The 18,903-nt window shown below is 69.6% G+C and carries 14 protein-coding genes and 2 tRNA genes; 12 read left to right on the top strand and 4 right to left on the bottom strand.

The window, feature by feature from the left end; translation table 11 throughout:
- Positions 1-2 precede the first annotated feature (2 nt).
- The 11 genes from ACZ592_RS11950 (at position 3) to ACZ592_RS11900 (ending at position 11,208) form a co-directional block, all read left to right on the top strand.
- Positions 3-869 carry a hypothetical protein gene (locus tag ACZ592_RS11950; RefSeq protein ID WP_471581363.1) on the top strand — a complete coding sequence of 289 codons (867 nt, stop codon included), beginning with the start codon at positions 3-5 and terminating at the stop codon, positions 867-869.
- Between the two features lie 49 nt (positions 870-918).
- The gene (locus ACZ592_RS11945) at positions 919-2,520 is read left to right on the top strand and encodes a condensation domain-containing protein (protein WP_471581362.1); all 1,602 of its coding nucleotides are present in this window, start codon (positions 919-921) and stop codon (positions 2,518-2,520) included.
- On the top strand, positions 2,517-3,578 hold the full coding sequence (locus tag ACZ592_RS11940; RefSeq protein ID WP_471581361.1) for an NAD-dependent epimerase/dehydratase family protein: 1,062 nt from the start codon (positions 2,517-2,519) through the stop codon (positions 3,576-3,578). The genes ACZ592_RS11945 and ACZ592_RS11940 overlap by 4 nt, the downstream gene beginning before the upstream one ends.
- Entirely contained in the window at positions 3,575-4,636 is a 1,062-nt protein-coding gene (locus ACZ592_RS11935) for a TauD/TfdA family dioxygenase (RefSeq protein ID WP_471581360.1), read from the top strand. The genes ACZ592_RS11940 and ACZ592_RS11935 overlap by 4 nt, the downstream gene beginning before the upstream one ends.
- Before the next feature lie 11 nt (positions 4,637-4,647).
- Positions 4,648-6,033, top strand: coding sequence for a homocitrate synthase/isopropylmalate synthase family protein (locus tag ACZ592_RS11930; protein ID WP_471581359.1), 1,386 nt, complete (start codon positions 4,648-4,650; stop codon positions 6,031-6,033).
- An 11-nt stretch (positions 6,034-6,044) separates the two neighbouring features.
- Positions 6,045-7,790, top strand: coding sequence for an asparagine synthetase B family protein (locus ACZ592_RS11925; RefSeq protein WP_471581358.1), 1,746 nt, complete (start codon positions 6,045-6,047; stop codon positions 7,788-7,790).
- Complete coding sequence (locus ACZ592_RS11920) at positions 7,750-8,382, top strand: alpha/beta hydrolase (protein WP_471581357.1); 633 nt, start codon at positions 7,750-7,752, stop codon at positions 8,380-8,382. Before ACZ592_RS11925 ends, ACZ592_RS11920 begins: the two co-directional genes overlap by 41 nt.
- 3 nt (positions 8,383-8,385) lie before the next feature.
- Positions 8,386-8,844, top strand: coding sequence for an NUDIX hydrolase (locus tag ACZ592_RS11915; protein WP_471581356.1), 459 nt, complete (start codon positions 8,386-8,388; stop codon positions 8,842-8,844).
- Positions 8,845-9,049: 205 nt separating this feature from the next.
- Complete coding sequence (locus ACZ592_RS11910; RefSeq protein WP_471581355.1) at positions 9,050-10,915, top strand: AfsR/SARP family transcriptional regulator; 1,866 nt, start codon at positions 9,050-9,052, stop codon at positions 10,913-10,915.
- A gap of 120 nt (positions 10,916-11,035) precedes the next feature.
- Positions 11,036-11,110: transfer RNA gene (locus ACZ592_RS11905), tRNA-Asp, on the top strand.
- Between the two features lie 24 nt (positions 11,111-11,134).
- Positions 11,135-11,208 (top strand) — tRNA-Phe (locus tag ACZ592_RS11900).
- Positions 11,209-11,415: 207 nt separating this feature from the next.
- Here ACZ592_RS11900 and ACZ592_RS11895 read toward each other — a convergent pair.
- The 4 genes from ACZ592_RS11895 to ACZ592_RS11880 all read right to left on the bottom strand — a co-directional run bounded on the left by ACZ592_RS11895 (position 11,416) and on the right by ACZ592_RS11880 (position 14,826).
- On the bottom strand, positions 11,416-12,534 hold the full coding sequence (locus tag ACZ592_RS11895) for an ABC-2 transporter permease (protein WP_471581354.1): 1,119 nt from the start codon (positions 12,532-12,534) through the stop codon (positions 11,416-11,418).
- An 84-nt stretch (positions 12,535-12,618) separates the two neighbouring features.
- The gene (locus ACZ592_RS11890; RefSeq protein ID WP_471581353.1) at positions 12,619-13,512 is read right to left on the bottom strand and encodes a cytochrome c biogenesis CcdA family protein; all 894 of its coding nucleotides are present in this window, start codon (positions 13,510-13,512) and stop codon (positions 12,619-12,621) included.
- Positions 13,509-14,354 carry a DsbA family protein gene (locus tag ACZ592_RS11885; RefSeq protein ID WP_471581352.1) on the bottom strand — a complete coding sequence of 282 codons (846 nt, stop codon included), beginning with the start codon at positions 14,352-14,354 and terminating at the stop codon, positions 13,509-13,511. Before ACZ592_RS11885 ends, ACZ592_RS11890 begins: the two co-directional genes overlap by 4 nt.
- Before the next feature lie 61 nt (positions 14,355-14,415).
- Positions 14,416-14,826: a hypothetical protein gene (locus ACZ592_RS11880; RefSeq protein ID WP_471581351.1), complete on the bottom strand. Its 411-nt coding sequence runs from the start codon at positions 14,824-14,826 to the stop codon at positions 14,416-14,418.
- A gap of 83 nt (positions 14,827-14,909) precedes the next feature.
- Between ACZ592_RS11880 and hrpA the strand changes: the two genes are divergently transcribed.
- Positions 14,910-18,887, top strand: coding sequence for an ATP-dependent RNA helicase HrpA (gene hrpA / locus ACZ592_RS11875; RefSeq protein ID WP_471581350.1), 3,978 nt, complete (start codon positions 14,910-14,912; stop codon positions 18,885-18,887).
- Positions 18,888-18,903 lie beyond the last annotated feature (16 nt).

Below are 18,903 nucleotides of genomic sequence, written 5' to 3'. Positions count from 1 at the left end.
GTATGCGCATTGACATCGCCAGCAGGGCTTCCCTCGGAGCCGTGCAGAACGAGGATTTCGCCGCTGCCGCGCTGCCGGCCGTGGGACGCGGAGGCGTGGCCGTCGTGCTCGACGGCGTCAGCGCGCCCGTCGCCCCCGGAACGGGATGCTCACACGGCACTCCGTGGTTCACCACCTCGGTCGGCGGGAGCCTTCTGGAGCTCGCCGCAAGAATGGACAGGCCCTTCGCCCAGTGTCTGGCCGATGCGATCTCCAGGACGACCGAGCAGCACTCCGGCGTCTGTGATCTCGGGCATCCGCGCACACCGCAGGCGACGCTGGCGGCGGTCCGCTGGGACGCGGACCACCTGGAGTACCTGGTCCTCGGCGACAGCGAGGCGATGCTGGAGACCGCGGTGGCAGCCACGGCGGAGGTGCACTTCCTCCGCGACATTCGCGTGGAGGCCGTCAGGGAACGGCCGGACATGCGGGCCTGGCGGGCCCGGCTCGACGCCCTGCCGATCGGATCCGACGAGTGGGCGCGCACCACCAAGGAGTACCAGGAATTCGGTGACGCCTTCCGAAATTCCAAGGAGGGCTTCTTTACGGTGGCCGCCGATCCGGGAGTGGCCGCGGAGGCGGTGAACGGGCGCTTCTCGATGACCGAGGTCGCCGGTGCCGCGCTGCTGACGGACGGCGTGACGCAACTTACCGACATATTCGGCCACATCGACCGCCACGAAATCTACCGATCGCTCGGGGCGACCAGTTGCCAGGAGGTCATCGACAGGACCAGGGCGCTGGAGCTGGCCGATGAGTCAGCTACCAGATTTCCCCGCAGGAAGGCCTCGGATGATGCGACCGCAGTCATGATCGAGTTCTCTGCTTAGCCGTCGTTCCGCTGAGTGGCCGCCGTACTGCAGGAAAGTTGGATGAGACATGAAGGAAGACGACAACCTGCTGGAACTCAATCCATCCCAGCTGCGAAACCACCGTAATTGGACTGAAGCCGAGCTGCCGGAACGAGTTCAGACGCTCATCGTCTCGCCGGTCGAGGACATTTCCCCGGACGCCGCGACGCAGGCGCTGAGGGAACTGATCAGCGCGCACGAGGGACTCCGCAGCCGCCTGTGCGACGACGACCACGGAAACCCGCGGCAGCGGGTGGTCTCAGCACGTGAGGCACTCGCCACGATCCACGACAGCATCGAGACGAGGCCCTACGAGCCCGACGAGGACCGGTGGGGCACGGTTCCGGTCCAGCCACGGGAGTCGTCCGTCAAAGCCGTGTTCTACCTCGCGGGGGACCGCGTATCGGCGATCAAACTGAGCCTTTCGCACGTCTTCGTCGATTCGCTCGGCAAGCAGGCGGTGGCCGCGCATCTGGCCGAGTTGCTGCGCAGGAACGGCAGCGCCGCGCCCAGCATCACGCCGCAGGCGAGCACCTATGCGAAGGGCAACGAGCACCCGGACGTTCGAAAGAGCACCGCCTACTGGAAATCAGCGCTCGCGAACGCCCCGCGGTCCTGCACGTACGGTGCGGGAGAGCGGCCGGAGACCGAGCAGGCCCAGGTGAGTCAGGTGCCGTTGGGCCGGGACACGACGGACCGCCTGGTGGCGACCTGCCGCAGGCTGCGCGTGTCTCCGCAGACGGCGTGGGTGGCCGCGCTCAGCACGGTGGTCGGCCTGTTGTCGGGCCAGCATCGTCACACGTTCAAGACCACCCACGGCAATCGTGCGCTGCCGGCGGACTTCCGGGCAGTTGCGCAGATCGCGCAGCCCTTCTTCTCTGTCGTGGACGGTGACCGTGAGGACACCCTCCGCGGGAGACTGGAGAAGTCGGGCCAGGCGCTCGACGCGGCCACCGGAAACACCATGTACGACGCGAACGCCCTGCTGGACTGGCTCAATTCCGAGGAGCGCTCCAGCGGCTCGGTGTTCCAGCCCGCCTTCGAAGTGAACTACGTACCGACGATCCGTCGCGCACACGCATCGTTCCTCTACGGACCCGCTCCGGAGCAGCTGCGGAACGTGACGATGCGATACGACCCGGCCGCGGGCAAGCCGGACCTCGCCCTCACCATCCGCCACCTGCCGGAGCCGCTCCTCCTGCTCACCGTGCGCGGCCCGCTGTGCGCGGAGCGGGATGCGCGGAAGATCCTGGACCACGGACTCACGTTCCTCGAAGCGCTGGCCGAACATCCCGACCTGCCCGTCTCAGAGCTGGGGATTCCGGAACTCGGCGCGCGGGGCTCGCTGCTGTACGGGCACCGGAGTGACGTCGCCGTCGATCCGGAGATGACCAGGCGGCTGCTGCTTTCCGCACCCGGCGTCACGGGTGGCGAACTGACTCCCCGGCACGCGGACGACGGCTCGGTCGAGCTGCACGCGCGGCTGACCGTGCGCGGTGCGCCGGACGAGAGGGAACTGCGCGCGCAGTTGCGCCGAGCGCAGCCCTGGTACGCGGGCGCCATTGTTCCTGACGTGCTGGTCATCGAGCCGCACGGCGAGGGCGCCGGAGAATCCAAGGAGGGCGCGTGAGACGAAGGGTTCTGATTACCGGAGGCTGCGGGTACGTCGGATCTGCCCTGGTGAAAAGGCTGGTTCGGGACGGGGGGTATCACGTCACCGTTCTCGACAACGGGCTGATCCCGGGCTGGCGCATGGAGGGAGGCCCCGTTGACTATATCGAAGGCGATGTGCGCGACATCGCTGATTGGTCGGCGGTGCTGAAGACCGTGGACAGCGTGGTTCACCTGGCAGCAGTCGTAGGCGATCCGGCCAGCAGCATCAATACCCAGTTGACCTGGGAGGTCAACTACCTGGCCACCGTGCGGCTGGTCGCGGAGTGCCGCAAGGCCGGGGTGTCCCGCTTCGTCTTCTCCTCGACCTGCAGCAATTACGGTGTCGTCGACGAGGTGGCGGACGAGGAATCCCCTCTGCAACCGCACTCGGAATACGCGGAATCCAAGGTCCGCGCCGAACATCATCTCCTGGTGAGTCAGGATGTCGGATTCACGCCTGTCATCGTGCGGCTCGCCACGCTGTACGGGCTGGCGCCTCGCATGAGATTTGACCTTGCGGTGAACGTGATGACGGCCAACGCGGTCCGCAACGGCAAGATCGAAGTCCATGGCGGAAAACAATGGCGGCCTTTCCTCCACGTCAACGACGCGGCGAAGGCGCTGCACCTGGCAGTGGAGGCGGACGCCACACCCTCCGTACCGCAGGTGTACAACTGCGGATCCGCTGCCGACTGCTACCAACTCGGTGACATCGGACGGCAGATCGCGGCCGAGGTGTCAGGATCCGAACTCGTCACGCTGGATTCCGTCACCGACGTACGTGATTACCGGGTCAGCTTCGACCGCGTAGAGAAGCGCATCGGGTTTCACGCGGACCTGCGAGTCGTCGATGGCATCAGGGAGATGAGAGATTCACTCGCCGCGGGCGAGTACGCCGATTACACCCATGAGCGCTACAGCGACCTGTTGTCCGTTTCCGCATCCGTCCAGCGTGGTGTGCCGGCGGCACAGTGCCGGTCCGGTCGGCGGCAACCGGACGTCACGAGTGATTTCCGTGCGGGAAGTGGCGTATGACCGAGGTACGCACCGCACCGACAGCGGTGGCGGGAGACTGGCTCGGAGCGGACCTGTCCGCCGACCCCGCACAGTGGCGCCTCCCCATTCCGCGGCACGTCGCACACGAACTGCTCATGCTGGCCCGTGAATTCCTCGACGAGGCGGCGGAGAAGAATCCCACCGCATCGCCTCCCGAGGTCGGTCCCGCGACGCGTGCCCTGGTCGGGCAGGTGCACCGGCGTCTCGCCGGCTTCCCCGGCTTCGTCCGGCTGACCGGTTTCCCGGTGGATGCCGAGCCCGACCTGGTGGAAGCAGCGTACTGGCTCTTCGGCACGTTGATCGGCGCGCCTGTTTCGCAGACCCGCGCCGGAAATCTCATCGCCCGGGTCGAGGACCAAGGGGCGAAGATTTCGGTTCCCACCCAGCGCGGCCACCACAGTTCCAGCGCCCTCGCCTTTCACGCCGACCGTACGGACGTCATCGGACTGCTGTGCATCCGTGCCGCCGCCGAGGGCGGGCACAGCCAACTGGTGTCGAGCAAGGCCCTCCACAACCTCGCGCTGTACGAACGCCCCGATCTGCTGGCGGTGTTGTACCAGCCGTTCCCGCACGACCAGCGGGGCGAGGCCCCTCCCGGCCGTCCCGCCTGGTGTGAACTCCCGGTGTTCAGCCGGTTCGCGGGGGATTTCTCAGCCCGCTATGTGCGGCGCTTCGTCGAGGGTTCCCAGCGTCATGCGCGGGCACCGCGGCTGACCGCCGAGCAGGTCGCTGCCATGGATTTCATGGATGAACTGCTCCACCGGCGGGGAGTGGCGCTGCAGATGGAACTGCAGCCGGGCGACATTCAATGGATAAACAATTTCCACATCCTGCACTCCAGGAGTGCGTTCCGTGATGCCGCCGGTCCCGACGAGGGCAGGTTGCTTCTGCGGTTGTGGCTCTCTTTCGCGGGCAGTCCTGCCCTGCCGCCCGAATACGCCGACATGTACGGCAGTACCAAAGGCGGCGCGTACCGGGGCGGAGTGTGCGCGGCGGAGTGCTGGTCTGATTCGGGCAACGGAGAGGGGCGACCATGAATGACCGGCCGGTGCGCATCATCGACGCCACGCTGCGTGAAGGAATGCAGGCTGCCAACGGCGCCTTCACCACGGAGCAGAGCGTGGAAGTGGCTCAATGCCTCATAGCGTGCGGCGTCGACATGGTGGAATGCGGGCACCCCGCGATCGGCCACCATGAGCAGCTTCGGGTGGCAGCCGTGGTGGAGGCCAGTGGTTCGGTGCCGGTGCTGGCACACGCCAGGGCGAACAACAACGACGTCGATGCGGTGGCCAAGACCGGTGCCGGCTGGGTGGGCATCTTCCTCGGGGTCAACGAGATTTCACTCAACAGCAGGCTCCCCGGCTGCAGCAGAGACGACATTCACCGCAAGATCGACGAGTCCGTCAGTTACGCACGCCAATTGGGCCTGCAGGTGCGGTTCACCGTCGAGGACAGCAGCCGTACCGACATCGACCTCCTGGTGGAGACGTACACCAGAGCGATCAAAGCGGGTGCTGACCGGATCGGTATCGCCGACACCGTGGGGGTGCTGGAACCGGGGAAAACGGGCGAACTCGTGCGGAGGCTGGTGTCGAGCGGCCTGGACGCCGAGATCGAGGTGCACCTGCACGACGACAGGGGTCTCGCCCTCGCCAACGCGCTCGCAGCCATCGATGCCGGCGCCACCTGGGTCTCCACCTCGGTCAACGGGCTCGGTGAGCGGGCCGGAATCGTCGATCTGGGCGCCCTGCTCGCCAACCTGGACCACCGGGGCACCCGCGCGTGTGCGAACGGTCGGCGGCTGCGCGACCTCAGCCGTCGCGTCGGCGCCTACTCCCGGTCGGCGCCGGACGACCGCCGGCCCGTCGTGGGCAAGAACGCCTTCCGCCATGTGTCCAGGCTGCATCTCATGGCGGTGGACCGCGACCCTGCCTCCTACGAGTGGATCGCTCCTGAACTGTTCGGAGCCGAACGGGTCATCGGCGGTGACGGGCTGCCGAGGACTCCGGCCGAGTGGATCGTCAAGCCGCCGGTCGTGTCCGCGACGGAACTGCGGCACCACCGCGCAGGGCCCGGCGACCGGTTCGTCCTGGTGGACGACAGGTTCGTCGCCGGCGCCGGCCAGTACTGCATCGCCCGCCGCATCCCCGAACTCGACAGCTACGGCGCCGGGCATGTGGACGGCCATGTGCATCACTGCGACAGCCTGTTCGTCTTCCTCGGCACCCAGGACGACTACCGGGGGCTCGAAGTGGACGTACACCTGGGTGAGGAGTCGTTTCGGGTGCACAGTCCGGGCGCGGTGTTCATCCCCGCGGGGGTGCGGCACAGCTACCAAGTGGTCGCCGGTTCCGGCACCTACCTCAACCATGTGCTGGCCGGCGACTACAACAGCAGTCTGCTCGATCCGCCGGCCTTCGGAAGCCGGGACTGACCGTGTGCGGCGTGGTGGGTGTCTCGCTGACACCGCACGCGGGGGAACGGTCGGCGAGCGAAGTGGCCGCCGGGGTCCTCGAACAGCTACGGCATCGCGGGCCGGACGGCCTCGGCCTCGTCGACCACGGAACCGCGGCCCTGGGGATGGCCCGGCTCCGGGTACGGAGCAGACAGCGGGATGCCGTGCCCTTCGCCGGATCAGGTGCCGTCTACGCGTTCAACGGGGAGGTCTACCGTGCCGACGGCCTGGTGCCGGAGGGCGGTTTCGACGAGGCGCGGCGTGCCAGCCGGCCGGACGCGGCAGCGGCGGTGGACGGGATGTACGCGGTGGTCGGCGGGCTCCCCGACGGGACGCTGCGAGCCGTGCGCGACCCGCTGGGCATCAAGCCTCTCTACGTGCGCGAATCGGCGGACGGCGTCGCGGTCGCTTCCGAGGTGGGGCCGCTGGTGGATGTCTTCGGCCGGGCTCCGGTCAGGCCGGCGGCGTTCGCGCAGTTCCTGCTCAGTGGGCGCCGAGTCGTCGACGGCGGTTCGTTCTTCGAGGGGATCAGACCGGTCGGGCCGGGAGAGCGGCTGACGCTGCGCGACGGGCGCATCACCCAGTCGGTCCTGACCCGCCCGACGCCCTGTGCCCCCGGCGTTCCCGAGGCGGCGGAGCTGCGGACCGCCCTTGAGACGGCTGTTGACCGGATGCTGCTGACCGATCGCCGAGTGGGCCTCGCCGTCAGCGGAGGCTTGGATTCCACCCTGGTGGCCCTGCTGCTCGCGCGGCGCGGCATCCGCGATCTGCCCACGGTCAGCGTCCTGCCCCAGGACACCGGCGACGGGGTCCGCGACCTCAGCGACCTGGGTCTTTCCGACGGCGTCATCACCACCTGGCAGCACCACTCGACGTCGTTCGGCCCGGCCGACCTGCTCGCCGGGTTGCCTGCCGCGGTCCGGTCGCTCGGTGAACCGGTGGCCATGTCGAGCCTGCCGATGTACCGGGCGCTGGCGAAGCTGGCCGGAGCCGCTGGGATCACGGTGCTGCTGGTCGGCGAAGGAGCGGACGAGTTGTTCGCCGGCTACCACCGCTACCGGGCGCTCTACGCCGGTGCGTTCACCGATCCCGTCGACTTCTACCTCCCGGACGACCGGCTGGAGCTCGTCACCGCACTCCTGGGAAGAGACGCGTGTGCCACCGCCACCGGAGAACTGAGGAGGGCGGTGGGCCGGTCGCGCGAGGCCGCCGCCCAGCGCCACGGCATCGAGCCCACCGTCGTCGACGTGGTGCGGGAGCACGAGTACGAGCACAGCCTCGAACCGCTGCTGCGCCGCACCGACCATCTGTTGATGGCGGAGGGCATCGAAGGCAGAACGCCCTTCCTGCACGGCGGAGTCGCCGAACTCTCCAGGCGGTACCCGGCGCGTTCGCTGGTGCGTGGCAGCCAGACGAAGGCGGCGCTGCGCGAGGCGTTCGCCGACCTGCTCCCGGCGTCCTCCCGCATGCAGCCGAAGCAGCCCTTCCGTGCCCCCGTACGCCAGTGGCTGCGGGGCGACCTGCTGCCGCGGGTGGACCGGACCCTGGCCGACGCCACCGAGTCGCTGCACCGGCGGCTGGGTGTGCGCCCCGCCGGAATGCGGCAGTTGCGTGAACGCTTCGCCGCCGGTGACGCGGTGGCCTGCACCCTGGCATTCGCGCTGTTGTCCACCGTGGAGTGGCTCCACTGGCTGGATGATTCCGCGGCCAGGAGCGAGGTGCCGGTCAGTGCCTAGGCACCGCCGACTGATCGTCGCGCTGCACGGGTACGGGGGGACGGGGGCGGGGATGGCCGCAGTCCTGGCCGCGGCCGTGGACGACGGCCGGCACCCCGACACCCGAACGGTGGTGGCCGGCCCGGACGGGCCGTGCACCCCCAGGTTCGCCCGGGAGGGGCGGGCCTGGTTCGACATCTCCTCGCAGTCCTCGGTGATCGCGGACCGGTCCCGCCGCGCCGCCCCGGCCGTGGCCGAGTACATCGCGCGGCTGCAGCAGCGCCACCGGGTGCCTGCGCGGCATACCGGCGTCGTGGGGTTCTCTCAGGGAGCCTCGGTGGCCGCCGCGGTGGCGGCCGGCTCGTCGCTCTGCGGCCGGGCCGTGCTGGTCTGCGGTCGGATACCGGCTCCGGACGTCGGGCAGGCGGTGCCTGACGTCCTGGTGGTGACCGGAGGGCGCGACCGGTTCGTCCAACACGACGCGGTCCGCGCGGATTTGGACCGGGGATATGGTCGGCTTGCCCGTCATGTCGTGCTGCCCGAGCTGGGGCACGAGTTCACCGAAGAGGTCGCACGGATCGCCTTGGCCTACGTTACGAGCACAGAGAGTTGAGCCATGGACTACATCAAGGAAATGCGCGGCCTGGTGGGGACCAGGCCTCTGCTTCTTCCCGGCGCACTCGTCATCGTGGAAAGGGACGACGGGAAGATCCTTCTCACCCGGCGCACCGACACGGGTGAGTGGAGTCTGCCCGGCGGCCACATGGAGCCGGGTGAGACCATCCAGGACACGGCACGGCGAGAGGTCCGCGAGGAGACCAATATCGAGGTCGGCGAGCTGGCGCTGGTCGGTATCTTCTCCGGGAAGGATTTCTACTACAAGTATCCCAACGGGGACGAAATCTTCAAGGTCACGGTCGTCTATTCGGCGCCACTCCTGCCGAGCGAGGTCCGCCCCGATCGCGGCGAGGTTCTGGAACTCTCCTATTTCGACGTCCACCGCCTGCCCGGTGACCTCTTCGACCAGGAGCGCACCATTATCGAGGCATACGCCGAGTCTCGTGCGGCGGGCTAGCGGCGGCCTTACGGGGCGATATCGGCCGTTGCGCACCATCAGGCGCCGACCGGTCTTCATCCCCGCTCACCGACCGGCCCGGCCGTGCATTGATCCTCAAGGTCTAATTTAGTTCATAAGTTCAACTTGAGTGCTACCTTCGCCCCCAGCAAAACCGCTGGGGACGGAGGTATTGCGCGTGACGGGGGATATTCGGCTCACCGTAATGGGGGCCGTCCGCATCGACCGGGAAGACCGTAGCCTCGACCTGTCCTGCAAACTGCCGGGCTACGTGCTGCGCATCCTGGCACTGCGACGGGGCGAGGTCGTCGCCAAGGACCGGTTGATCGACGGGATCTACGAAGGAACTCCGCCCCAGAGTGCCGGCGCGCAGCTGCGCGCCCACGTCAGTGTGATCCGCAAGGCGCTCAAGCCCGGCGCCGCGGCGGTCGACAGCGTCCACGGCGGCTACCGCCTCACGCTCTCCGCCACGGCGTCCCTGGACCTGGCCGAGTTCGAGCAGGACTGCCGTGCGGGGCTCACCGAGATACAGGACGGACGATGGCGGGAGGGCGAACGGACCCTCAGCCGCGCCGTGCGGTCATGGGGGGACCTCACCGTTCCCGACCCGGTGGCCGCCGGGGTGCACGGCGCCGTCAACTGGCACGAGGGGCTGCATCGCGGGGCGTTGGAGAACTGGGTCGAGTCGCAGCTGCACCTGGGGCAGGCGGCCCTGGCCATCCCGGTCATCGAGGCCGCCGTGGAGAGCGATCCCCTCGCCGAGCGGTTCCGCCGCCTGCAGTTGCTCGCGCTCTACCGGACCGGCCGCATCGACCGGGCACTCGCGGAGTTCACTCGGCTGCGCACGCTCCTGGCCGATGAGATGGGCCTGTCTCCGAGCCCCGAGCTGGAGCGGCTCCACGGACAGATCCTCAACCGCGATCCCGCACTCGCCCCGGCCGCCGAGGCGTGGCCGTCCCCGGCCCCCGCCCCTCGCCAGCTCCCCGCCCGCGCCGCGGGCACCGTGCGGCAGGCAGACGTCGCGGCGACCACGGCCGCACTCGCCGGAAACGGGTCACGGGAGTGTCCGCCCATTGTCGTCATGACAGGACCGCCGAGCTTCGGGAAGTCCACCATCGCGGTGGAGGCGGCGCACCGGGCAGCCGTCGACTATCCCGACGGACAGCTCTTCGCCGCCTTCCACTCGGCCGGGTCCAGGGCGTCCACCGCGCATGAGATCCTCGGCCGGTTCCTCTGCGACCTCGGTCTCGGAGACGCGGAGATCCCGGGCACGCCGCAGGAGCGAGCCGTCCGCTTCCGCTCGCGAACCGCCGGCAGGCGCCTGCTCATCGTCCTGGACAACGTGAGCGCCGCGGCCCAGGTCGAGTTGCTGCTTCCCTCGGAACCACGGTGCGCCGTGCTCATCACGGCCCGCGCCGCCCTGTGCGGACTCCCGCAGGCGACGCACCGGATCGCCATCCGGCAGGTCTCGGCCGGTGAGTCACTCTCCTTGCTCGAATCCCACGTGGGCCGCTCCCGGGTGCGGACCGAACCGGAGGAGGTGCGGCGGGTCCTGCAGGTGTGTGCCGGCTCCATGCTCGCTCTGGACACGCTCGGCGCACGGATGGCCGCCCGGCCGGACCAGCGCTTCTCCCAGGTCGCGGAACGGCTCGCCCACGACGGCATCCGCCTCGACGAGTTCGAGGCCGGCGGACGCGGCGTGCGCGACGCCCTGACGCTCAGCTACGTCCGGCTCCCCGCCGGGGCACGGGCCACCCTGCGCAAGCTCTGCTATCTGGGCATCGCCGAGTTCCCGCTCCAGGCCGTCGCCGCGCTCGAGGATCTCAGCCTGGCCGAGGCGGAAGACCGCCTCGACCCCCTCCTCGAGGCACACTTCGTCACGGTCACTCGCGTCGCCGGTGACCAAGCATGGTTCCACGTGCACAAACTCACGCTCGCCTTCGGTCTGGAACGCGCCGCCGCCGAAGATCCCCCCGACATCCTGCAAGAGGCGTCCCAGCGCGCCTACGGCCTGCTCCCTTCGCTGGGCCGGCGCGCCCAGCCGCGCGGCGACGGGGAACTCGTCGGGTGAGGATTTCTCGCGGGCCCCGCCTCGCGCGGTCCCGGCAGGCCGGGAAGGCACGTTTTCCGGGTCCGAATCCCGTTGGGGGCACGCAACACCTTGTGCGAGACTGGTGCTCGCACAGCGCCTGGTCCTGTGGAGCAGTTTGGAGTGCTCGCCACCCTGTCAAGGTGGAGGCCGCGGGTTCAAATCCCGTCAGGACCGCTTGCGATTCCTCGCGGATCGCGTGGCTGGGTAGCTCAGTTGGTACGAGCGATCGCCTGAAAAGCGATAGGTCGCCGGTTCGATCCCGGCCCCAGCCACCTCTCCACGGAAGCCCCGCCCCGGCGGGGCTTCCGCCGTTTCCCGCGCGGGCCCGGACGGGAAACGGCTGCGGGCCCGTCGTCGCCGATCGCGCAGTTCTCCGCTCCCCTGACAGCAGCAGCGCACCGGCAGCCGCAAGCGCCCCGCCCCACCGGACGGACAGAACCGCACGGACAGAGCCGGACGGACAGAAGGCGAGCGAGCCCCTAGGCCCCGGTGCCGGCCGACGCATGGGCGGGCACGGACACCCGCCCACCCGGATGCCGATGCCGCCACACCCAGAAGACCGCCGAGGCAACCAGCGCCCACGCCCCCAGCACCAGGAACGGAAACGCGTGCTGATGGCCGCCGAAGTACACCGCCGTGTGCTGCGCGTTCACCGACGCACCCGGCGGCAGCCACTGACCGATGTGCCCGAGCACGGACGGCAGCAGCGGCCAGGACACCGCACCCCCGGACGACGGGTTCCCGAGCAGCACCATCAGGCCCCACGTCGGAAGCATCGCCCACCGCCCGAACAACGTGTTGAACATCGTGAAGACCATCCCCGACGCGAACATCGTCAGCGCCAGGATCAGCCACGACTCCACGAAGGGCAGGTCCACCGCGCCCAGCCACCAGTCCACCACCGCCGCGATGACGAACGCGCCGAGCAGCGCGTACAGCACGGTGAACCCGATCCGCTCCGCCGGATTCAGCCCGCGCGCGTGCACGCTCAGCTGGATCGCCCCGACGAAACCGATGATCACGGCGGCCAGCGAGATGTAGAAGATGGCGAGGCCGCGCGGGTCGCCCTCCTGCAGCGGCTTGATGTCCCGCACGGTCACCGGGACCCCGACCTCCTTGCCCACCTTGGGCGCGGTCTCCGCGAGCACCTGCGCGACCGAGGCGCCGGACGCCCCGGAGACGTCCAACGTCACCTTTTCCCCGCCGGAGCCGCCCGAGCCCGCCGCCACGTCCAGGATCGCGAAGACCTTCTGCTCCTCCACGTCCTGCCGCGCCGCCGCCGTCGTCCCGTACCGCCGCACCTCGAGCGAGGCGTTCAGCGCCTTCTCCATGCCCGCGAGGAACGCCTTGCCGCGCGCCGAGTCGTGCGCGCCGACCGCGGCGGTGGGGATGTGGTGCGGGGTCGGCTTCGCCATGGAGAACGTGTACGAGCCGGCGAAGAGCCCCGCCGCGGCCGCCAGGATGAACACCAGCACGATCGCGGGCAGGAACGGCGAGTCCTTGAAGGCGGTCCACCGCTCGCTCCGGGTGGGAACGCGCCCGTGCGCTCCGTGCTGGTGCGCGCCGTGCTGGTGCTGTTCCGGCTCCTGATCAGGCATACGAATACGCTAAACCACGTATAAGCATCCTTCTCACTCGGTAACCGTTGAATGCGGCTCAATACGGCCAATCAGACATCGGCCTCACTCCACGGCGGAGGAAGCCGCGTCCGCCGAACCACCCGCGCCGCCCCGCGAGGGACCCGCCTCCGCGTCCCTCCGCCGCCGAAGCCACCCCCGCCCCACGAGCACCGCACCCACCAGCACCACCACGCCGATCAGCAACACGGAGTCCGGCACCGCGCGGCCCACGCCGCCCGCCCACTGCTCCACGGCGAACGAGTCGTCCACGTCCAGGAGGCCGGGCAGCGCCGTCGTCCCGTCGTAGGCGAGGAACAGGCCGCCGAGCGCGACGAAGAACAGGCCCGACGCCAGCGACGTCGTGTGCAGCTCGAACCGCCCGATCCGCACCGTGCGCCCCCGCAGCCACCTGCGCCGCCCGAGGTCGAACCGCTCCCAGAGCAGGGCGAGGAGGAAGAGGGGCACGGCCATGCCGAGCGCGTAGACGGCGAGCAGCAGCCCTCCGTAGACCGGGCTTCCGCTCACCGCGGCGACGGTCAGCACGCTGCCGAGGATCGGCCCCGCGCAGAAGCCGGCGAGCCCGTAGACCGCGCCGAGCGCGTACACGGAGAAGGCGGTGGTGGGCCGGATCCGTCCCGAGAGCTCCGCCATCTTCCGGGAGGCGAAGCCCATGCCGAGGATCTGCAGCACGCCGAGCCCGATGATCAGCCACCCGGCGGCGAGCACCAGCTGGTCGCGGTGGCCGAAGAAGAACCGTCCCGCGTAGGAGCCTGCCGCGCCGAGCGGCACCAGGGTGGTCGCGAGCCCGGCGTAGAAGATGCCGGTCCGCGCGACGAGGCGCGAGGCCGAGTCGATCGAATAGGCGAAGAAGGCGGGCAGGAGCAGCGCGCTGCACGGGCTCACCAGTGCGAGCAGCCCGCCCAGGAACGCGGCGAAGTACCCCACGTCGGCGGTCACTCGCCACCGCCCTGCCCCGCGGCGCCACCGGACTTCCCGGCCTCGGCGCCCTTGGAGCCCTCGGAGCCCTTCGCGCCCTTGGCGGCCGTCTCGATCGCCTGGTGGAAGACCTCGTCCGGCTGGGCGCCGGAGATGGGCCGCCCGTTGACCAGGAAGGACGGCGTCGACGCGGCCCCGAGCCCGTACGCCTCCTCCTGGTCCTTCTTCACCGCGTCCTTGGCCGCCCCGCTCCCGGCGTCGCGGACGAACCGGTCGACGTCCTTGACCCCGGCCCGCTTCGCGAGCTCCTTGACGCGGTCGTCGCCGAAGCCCTTCTCCTTGGACCCCTCGGCGTACGCGGCCTCGTGGAACTGCCAGAAGCGGCCCTGCCGCCCCGCCGCCCACGCGGCGCGCGCCGCCCGCTCCGAGTCCTCGCCGAAGATCGGGAAGTTGCGCCATTCGATGCGCAGGGTGCCCTCGTCGACGTACTTCTTCACGAGGCCCGGTTCGGTGTCGCGGGCGAACTTCCCACAGAAGCCGCACTTGAAGTCGGCGTACTCGACCATCACGACGGGCGCGTCCGCGCGGCCCCGGGCGAGCGGGTCCTTGGCGTCGCGCCGGGCGAGCTTCTCCAGCTCGGGGTAGACGCCGTTCTCCCGGTCCGCGGAGGGGGCATCGCCTGCGGCTTCCTCCTTGACCTGGCCGTTCGAGGAGGCGGTGGCGGAGGAGGAGTCGTTGGGCTTGGTCGCCGTGTACGAGGCGACGCCGAGCAGCACCGCGGCGACGGCGACTCCGGCGCCGATGGCGATGTTGCGGCCGTTGCGGCTGTTGCGGCTCTTCTTTTTGTTGTCGTTCTCGGGCATCAGAGCGGTCTCTCTTGTCCTGTTTGTACGTCGTTGAAGGGGCCCCTGGAGCAGGGGCCTCCTACACGCGCAGGACGGAGAGACCGATCGGCGACGGCGGGTCGAGGGCGGGCGGCGCGCGGCCGGGCGCCATCGAAAGGACCGCCTGGTCGAGGCCGCACGCGCCGGGTGCGACGTGGGCGTCGTACAGCGCGGGGAGCAGCTCGCAGGAGGTCCCGGAACGCGCCGGGGTGGCCGGCACGTGGTCCGCGTCCTGCGGGCTGCCCTTGCCACAGCCGGGCCTGCCGGGGCCGTCGGCGTCCCGGACCACGGGCGCCTCGGCCGACGCCCCCGCGGACGCCACCGGAGCCGAAGCCCCCGCCACCCGCTGCACGGCCCCCGCGGCCGCCGCAGCGGGCCCGCCGCAGAGCAGTCCGAGCACGACGAGCAGCACCACCGCGAGGGGGCTCCACGGACGAGCACGGGACGACATGCCCGGAATCGTACGTGCCGGTCCGCGCCCCGCGGGAAATCGGTTCGCCACTGCCGAGTCGCGGGTGAGATCCTGGACGCCGTATGTCTACGCAGCCCGCCCTCGCCCTCGACACCCTCGCCGCCCGCCTGTCCGAGCTCTCGCTGCGCGACGAGCACCGGATCGGCCGCCGCCTGGAGGGTGCACGCCGGATCCGCAAGCCCGAGGCCCGTGCCGCCGTCCTCGCCGAGATCTCGGCGGACGTGGAGAAGGCCGGGGCGCGGATGGCCGAGCGCGGCTCCCGGCTGCCCGTGATCACGTATCCGGAGCAGCTGCCGGTCAGCCAGAAGAAGGACGAGATCGCCGACGCGATCCGCGACCACCAGGTCGTGATCGTCGCGGGCGAGACCGGTTCGGGAAAGACCACGCAGATCCCCAAGATCTGCATGGAGCTCGGCCGGGGCGTGCGCGGCATGATCGGCCACACGCAGCCGCGCCGGATCGCCGCCCGCACGGTCGCCGAGCGCGTGGCCGAGGAGCTGAACACCCCGCTCGGCGAGGCGGTCGGCTGGAAGGTCCGCTTCACCGACCAGGTCGGCGCGGACACGTACGTGAAGCTGATGACGGACGGCATCCTGCTGGCCGAGATCCAGACGGACCGCGAGCTGCGCGCGTACGACACGATCATCATCGACGAGGCCCACGAGCGATCGCTCAACATCGACTTCCTGCTCGGCTACCTCGCGCAGCTGCTGCCCAAGCGCCCCGACCTGAAGGTCGTCATCACCTCGGCGACCATCGACCCCGAGCGCTTCTCGCGGCACTTCGGGGAGGCGCCGATCGTCGAGGTCAGCGGGCGTACGTATCCGGTGGAGGTGCGTTATCGCCCCCTCCTCGAAGAGGACAGCGACGACACCGACCGCGACCAGATCACCGCGATCACCGACGCCGTCGAGGAGCTGCAGGCCGAGGGCAAGGGCGACATCCTCGTCTTCCTCTCCGGCGAGCGCGAGATCCGCGACACGGCGGACGCGCTGAACAAGAAGAACTACCGCTTCACCGAAGTCCTCCCCCTGTACGCCCGGCTCTCGCACGCCGAGCAGCACCGCGTCTTCCAGCAGCACACGGGCAGACGCGTCGTCCTCGCGACGAACGTCGCCGAGACGTCCCTGACCGTCCCCGGCATCAAGTACGTGATCGACCCGGGCACGGCCCGCATCTCCCGCTACAGCCACCGCACCAAGGTGCAGCGCCTGCCCATCGAGGCGATCAGCCAGGCCAGCGCCAACCAGCGCAAGGGCCGCTGCGGCCGTACGTCGGACGGCATCTGCATCCGTCTCTACAGCGAGGACGACTTCGTCTCGCGCCCGGAGTTCACGGACGCGGAGATCCTCCGTACCAACCTCGCCTCGGTCATCCTGCAGATGACGGCGGCCGGTCTCGGCGAGATCGAGAAGTTCCCCTTCATCGACCCGCCGGACCACCGCAACATCCGGGACGGCGTCCAACTCCTCCAGGAGCTGGGCGCGTTGGACCCCACGCAGAAGGACCCGAAGAAGCGCCTCACCCAGCAGGGCCGCAAACTCAGCCAGCTGCCCGTCGACCCCCGCCTGGCCCGCATGGTCCTGGAGGCCGACAAGAACGGCTGCGTGCGCGAGGTCATGGTGATCGCCGCGGCGCTCTCCATCCAGGACCCGCGCGAGCGCCCGGCCGAGAAGCAGGCGCAGGCCGACCAGCAGCACGCCCGCTTCAAGGACGAGACGAGCGACTTCCTCGCCTTCCTCAACCTGTGGCGCTACGTCCGCGAGCAGCAGAAGGAGCGCGGCTCCTCATCCTTCCGCCGGATGTGCAAGGCGGAGTACCTGAACTTCCTGCGCATCCGTGAGTGGCAGGACATCTACACGCAGCTGCGCACGGTCGCCAAGCAGATGGGCATCCATCTCAACGAAGACGACGCCCCCGAGCAGCACGTCCACATCTCGCTCCTGTCCGGCCTGCTCTCCCACATCGGGATGAAGGACGTGAAGGAGAACAAGGACAGCAAGGAGAAGGACCCCAAGCAGCGCGGCGGGCGGAACGAGTACATCGGCGCCCGCAACGCCAGGTTCGCGGTCTTCCCCGGCTCCGCCCTCTTCAAGAAGCCCCCGCGCTTCATCATGTCGGCCGAGCTCGTCGAGACCTCCCGCCTGTGGGCCCGGGTCAACGCGCGCATCGAGCCGGAGTGGGTCGAGCCGCTCGCCCAGCACCTCCTGAAGCGCACGTACAGCGAGCCGCACTGGGAGAAGGACCAGGCGGCGGTGATGGCGGTCGAGAAGGTCACGCTGTACGGCGTCCCGATCGTCACCGACCGCAAGGTGAACTACGGCCGCATCGACCCCGAGGTCTCCCGCGACCTGTTCATCCGCAACGCGCTCGTCGAGGGCGACTGGCGCACGCACCACAAGTTCTTCGCCGCCAACCGCAAGCTCCTCACCGAGGTCGAGGAGCTGGAGCACCGCGCGCGGCGCCGCGACATCCTCGTGGACGACGAGACGCTCTTCGACTTCTACGACCAGCGCGTGCCGGCGGACGTCGTGTCCGGCGCGCACTTCGACTCGTGGTGGAAGAAGCGGCAGCGGGAAGAGCCCGAACTGCTCGACTTCGAGCGGTCGATGCTGATCAACGAGAAGGCGGGGGACGTCTCCAAGGACGACTATCCCGACTCGTGGCGTCAGGGGCAGCTGAAGTTCAAGGTGACGTACCAGTTCGAGCCGGGCGCGGACGCGGACGGCGTGACCGTCCACATCCCGCTGCAGGTCCTGAACCAGGTCACGGACGAGGGCTTCGACTGGCAGATCCCCGGGCTGCGCGAACAGGTCGTGGTCGAGCTGATCCGCTCCCTGCCCAAGCCGATCCGCCGCAACTACGTCCCTGCGCCCAACTTCGCGCAGGCCTTCCTGGAGCGCGCGGTGCCGCTGCAGGAGCCGCTGCACGTCACGCTGGCGCGGGAGCTGCAGCGGATGGTCGCGGTGCCGGTCGCGCCGGACGACTTCGATCTGACGCGCGTGCCGGACCACTTGAAGATCACGTTCCGGATCATCGACGAGCGGCGCAAGAAGCTCGCCGAGGACAAGGACCTCGAGGCGCTGAAGCTCCGCCTGAAGCCGAAGGCCCGCAAGGCGCTCTCGCAGGCCGCCGCGGCCACGGCGGAGCGGTCGGGCGGCGCGGCGGTCGAGCGGTCCGGCCTCACGGACTGGACGCTCGGCACGCTCTCGCGCGTCTTCGAGACCCGCAGGGCCGGCCAGCCGGTGAAGGCGTTCCCGGCGCTCGTGGACGACGGCGACACCGTCTCCGTACGCCTCTTCGACACCGAGGCGGAGCAGCAGCAGGCGATGTGGAAGGGCACCCGCCGCCTCATCCTGCGCAACATCCCCGTCAATCCGGCCAAGTTCGCCTCCGACAAGCTGACCAACCAGCAGAAGATCGCCCTGTCGGCGAACCCGCACGGCTCCGTGCAGGCCCTCTTCGACGACTGCGCGACGGCCGCCGCCGACAAGCTGATCGCGGACTTCGGCGGGCCGGTGTGGGACGAGGAGTCGTACCGCAAGCTCTTCGACAAGGTGCGCGCCGAGATCGTCGACACGACCGTGCGGGCGGTCGGCCAGGTGCAGCAGGTCCTCGCGGCCTGGCAGGCCTGCGAGCACCGCCTGAAGTCGACGAGGAGCCCGACGCTCCTCGCCAACCTCGCGGACGTGCGGGAGCAGCTGAACTCCCTCATCAGGCCGGGCTTCGTGACGGAGACGGGGCTGCGGCGCCTCGCGGACCTGATGCGGTACATGGTGGCGGCGGACCGGCGGCTGCAGCAGATGCCGACGAACGTCCAGCGGGACACCTCCCGCATGGAGAAGGTCCACGAGATGCGCGACGAGTACCTGTGGCTCCTGGAGCAGATGCCGCAGGGCCGGCCCGTCCCGCGGGAGGTCCTGGACATCCGCTGGATGATCGAGGAGCTCCGCGTCAGCTACTTCGCGCACGCGCTGGGCACGGCGTACCCGATCTCGGACAAGCGGATCGTGAAGGCCGTGGACGCCGCGGCGCCGTGATCGCGCGGACACACAG

The organism is Streptomyces sp. NPDC040622, assembly GCF_055593965.1.
Note: the sequence above shows the minus strand (reverse complement) of the source record. Positions and strands in the feature narration are given on the sequence as shown.

Excerpts from the sequence above, each read along its gene's own strand:
- ACZ592_RS11950 (WP_471581363.1), top strand. The coding sequence starts at position 3 with ATGCGCATTGACATCGCCAGCAGGGCTTCCCTCGGAGCCGTGCAGAAC.
- ACZ592_RS11935 (WP_471581360.1), top strand. The coding sequence starts at position 3,575 with ATGACCGAGGTACGCACCGCACCGACAGCGGTGGCGGGAGACTGGCTC.
- ACZ592_RS11880 (WP_471581351.1), bottom strand. The coding sequence starts at position 14,826 with ATGTCGTCCCGTGCTCGTCCGTGGAGCCCCCTCGCGGTGGTGCTGCTC.
- ACZ592_RS11885 (WP_471581352.1), bottom strand. The coding sequence starts at position 14,354 with ATGCCCGAGAACGACAACAAAAAGAAGAGCCGCAACAGCCGCAACGGC.
- ACZ592_RS11915 (WP_471581356.1), top strand. The coding sequence starts at position 8,386 with ATGGACTACATCAAGGAAATGCGCGGCCTGGTGGGGACCAGGCCTCTG.
- ACZ592_RS11895 (WP_471581354.1), bottom strand. The coding sequence starts at position 12,534 with ATGCCTGATCAGGAGCCGGAACAGCACCAGCACGGCGCGCACCAGCAC.
- ACZ592_RS11910 (WP_471581355.1), top strand. The coding sequence starts at position 9,050 with ATGGGGGCCGTCCGCATCGACCGGGAAGACCGTAGCCTCGACCTGTCC.
- ACZ592_RS11945 (WP_471581362.1), top strand. The coding sequence starts at position 919 with ATGAAGGAAGACGACAACCTGCTGGAACTCAATCCATCCCAGCTGCGA.
- hrpA (WP_471581350.1), top strand. The coding sequence starts at position 14,910 with ATGTCTACGCAGCCCGCCCTCGCCCTCGACACCCTCGCCGCCCGCCTG.
- ACZ592_RS11920 (WP_471581357.1), top strand. The coding sequence starts at position 7,750 with ATGATTCCGCGGCCAGGAGCGAGGTGCCGGTCAGTGCCTAGGCACCGC.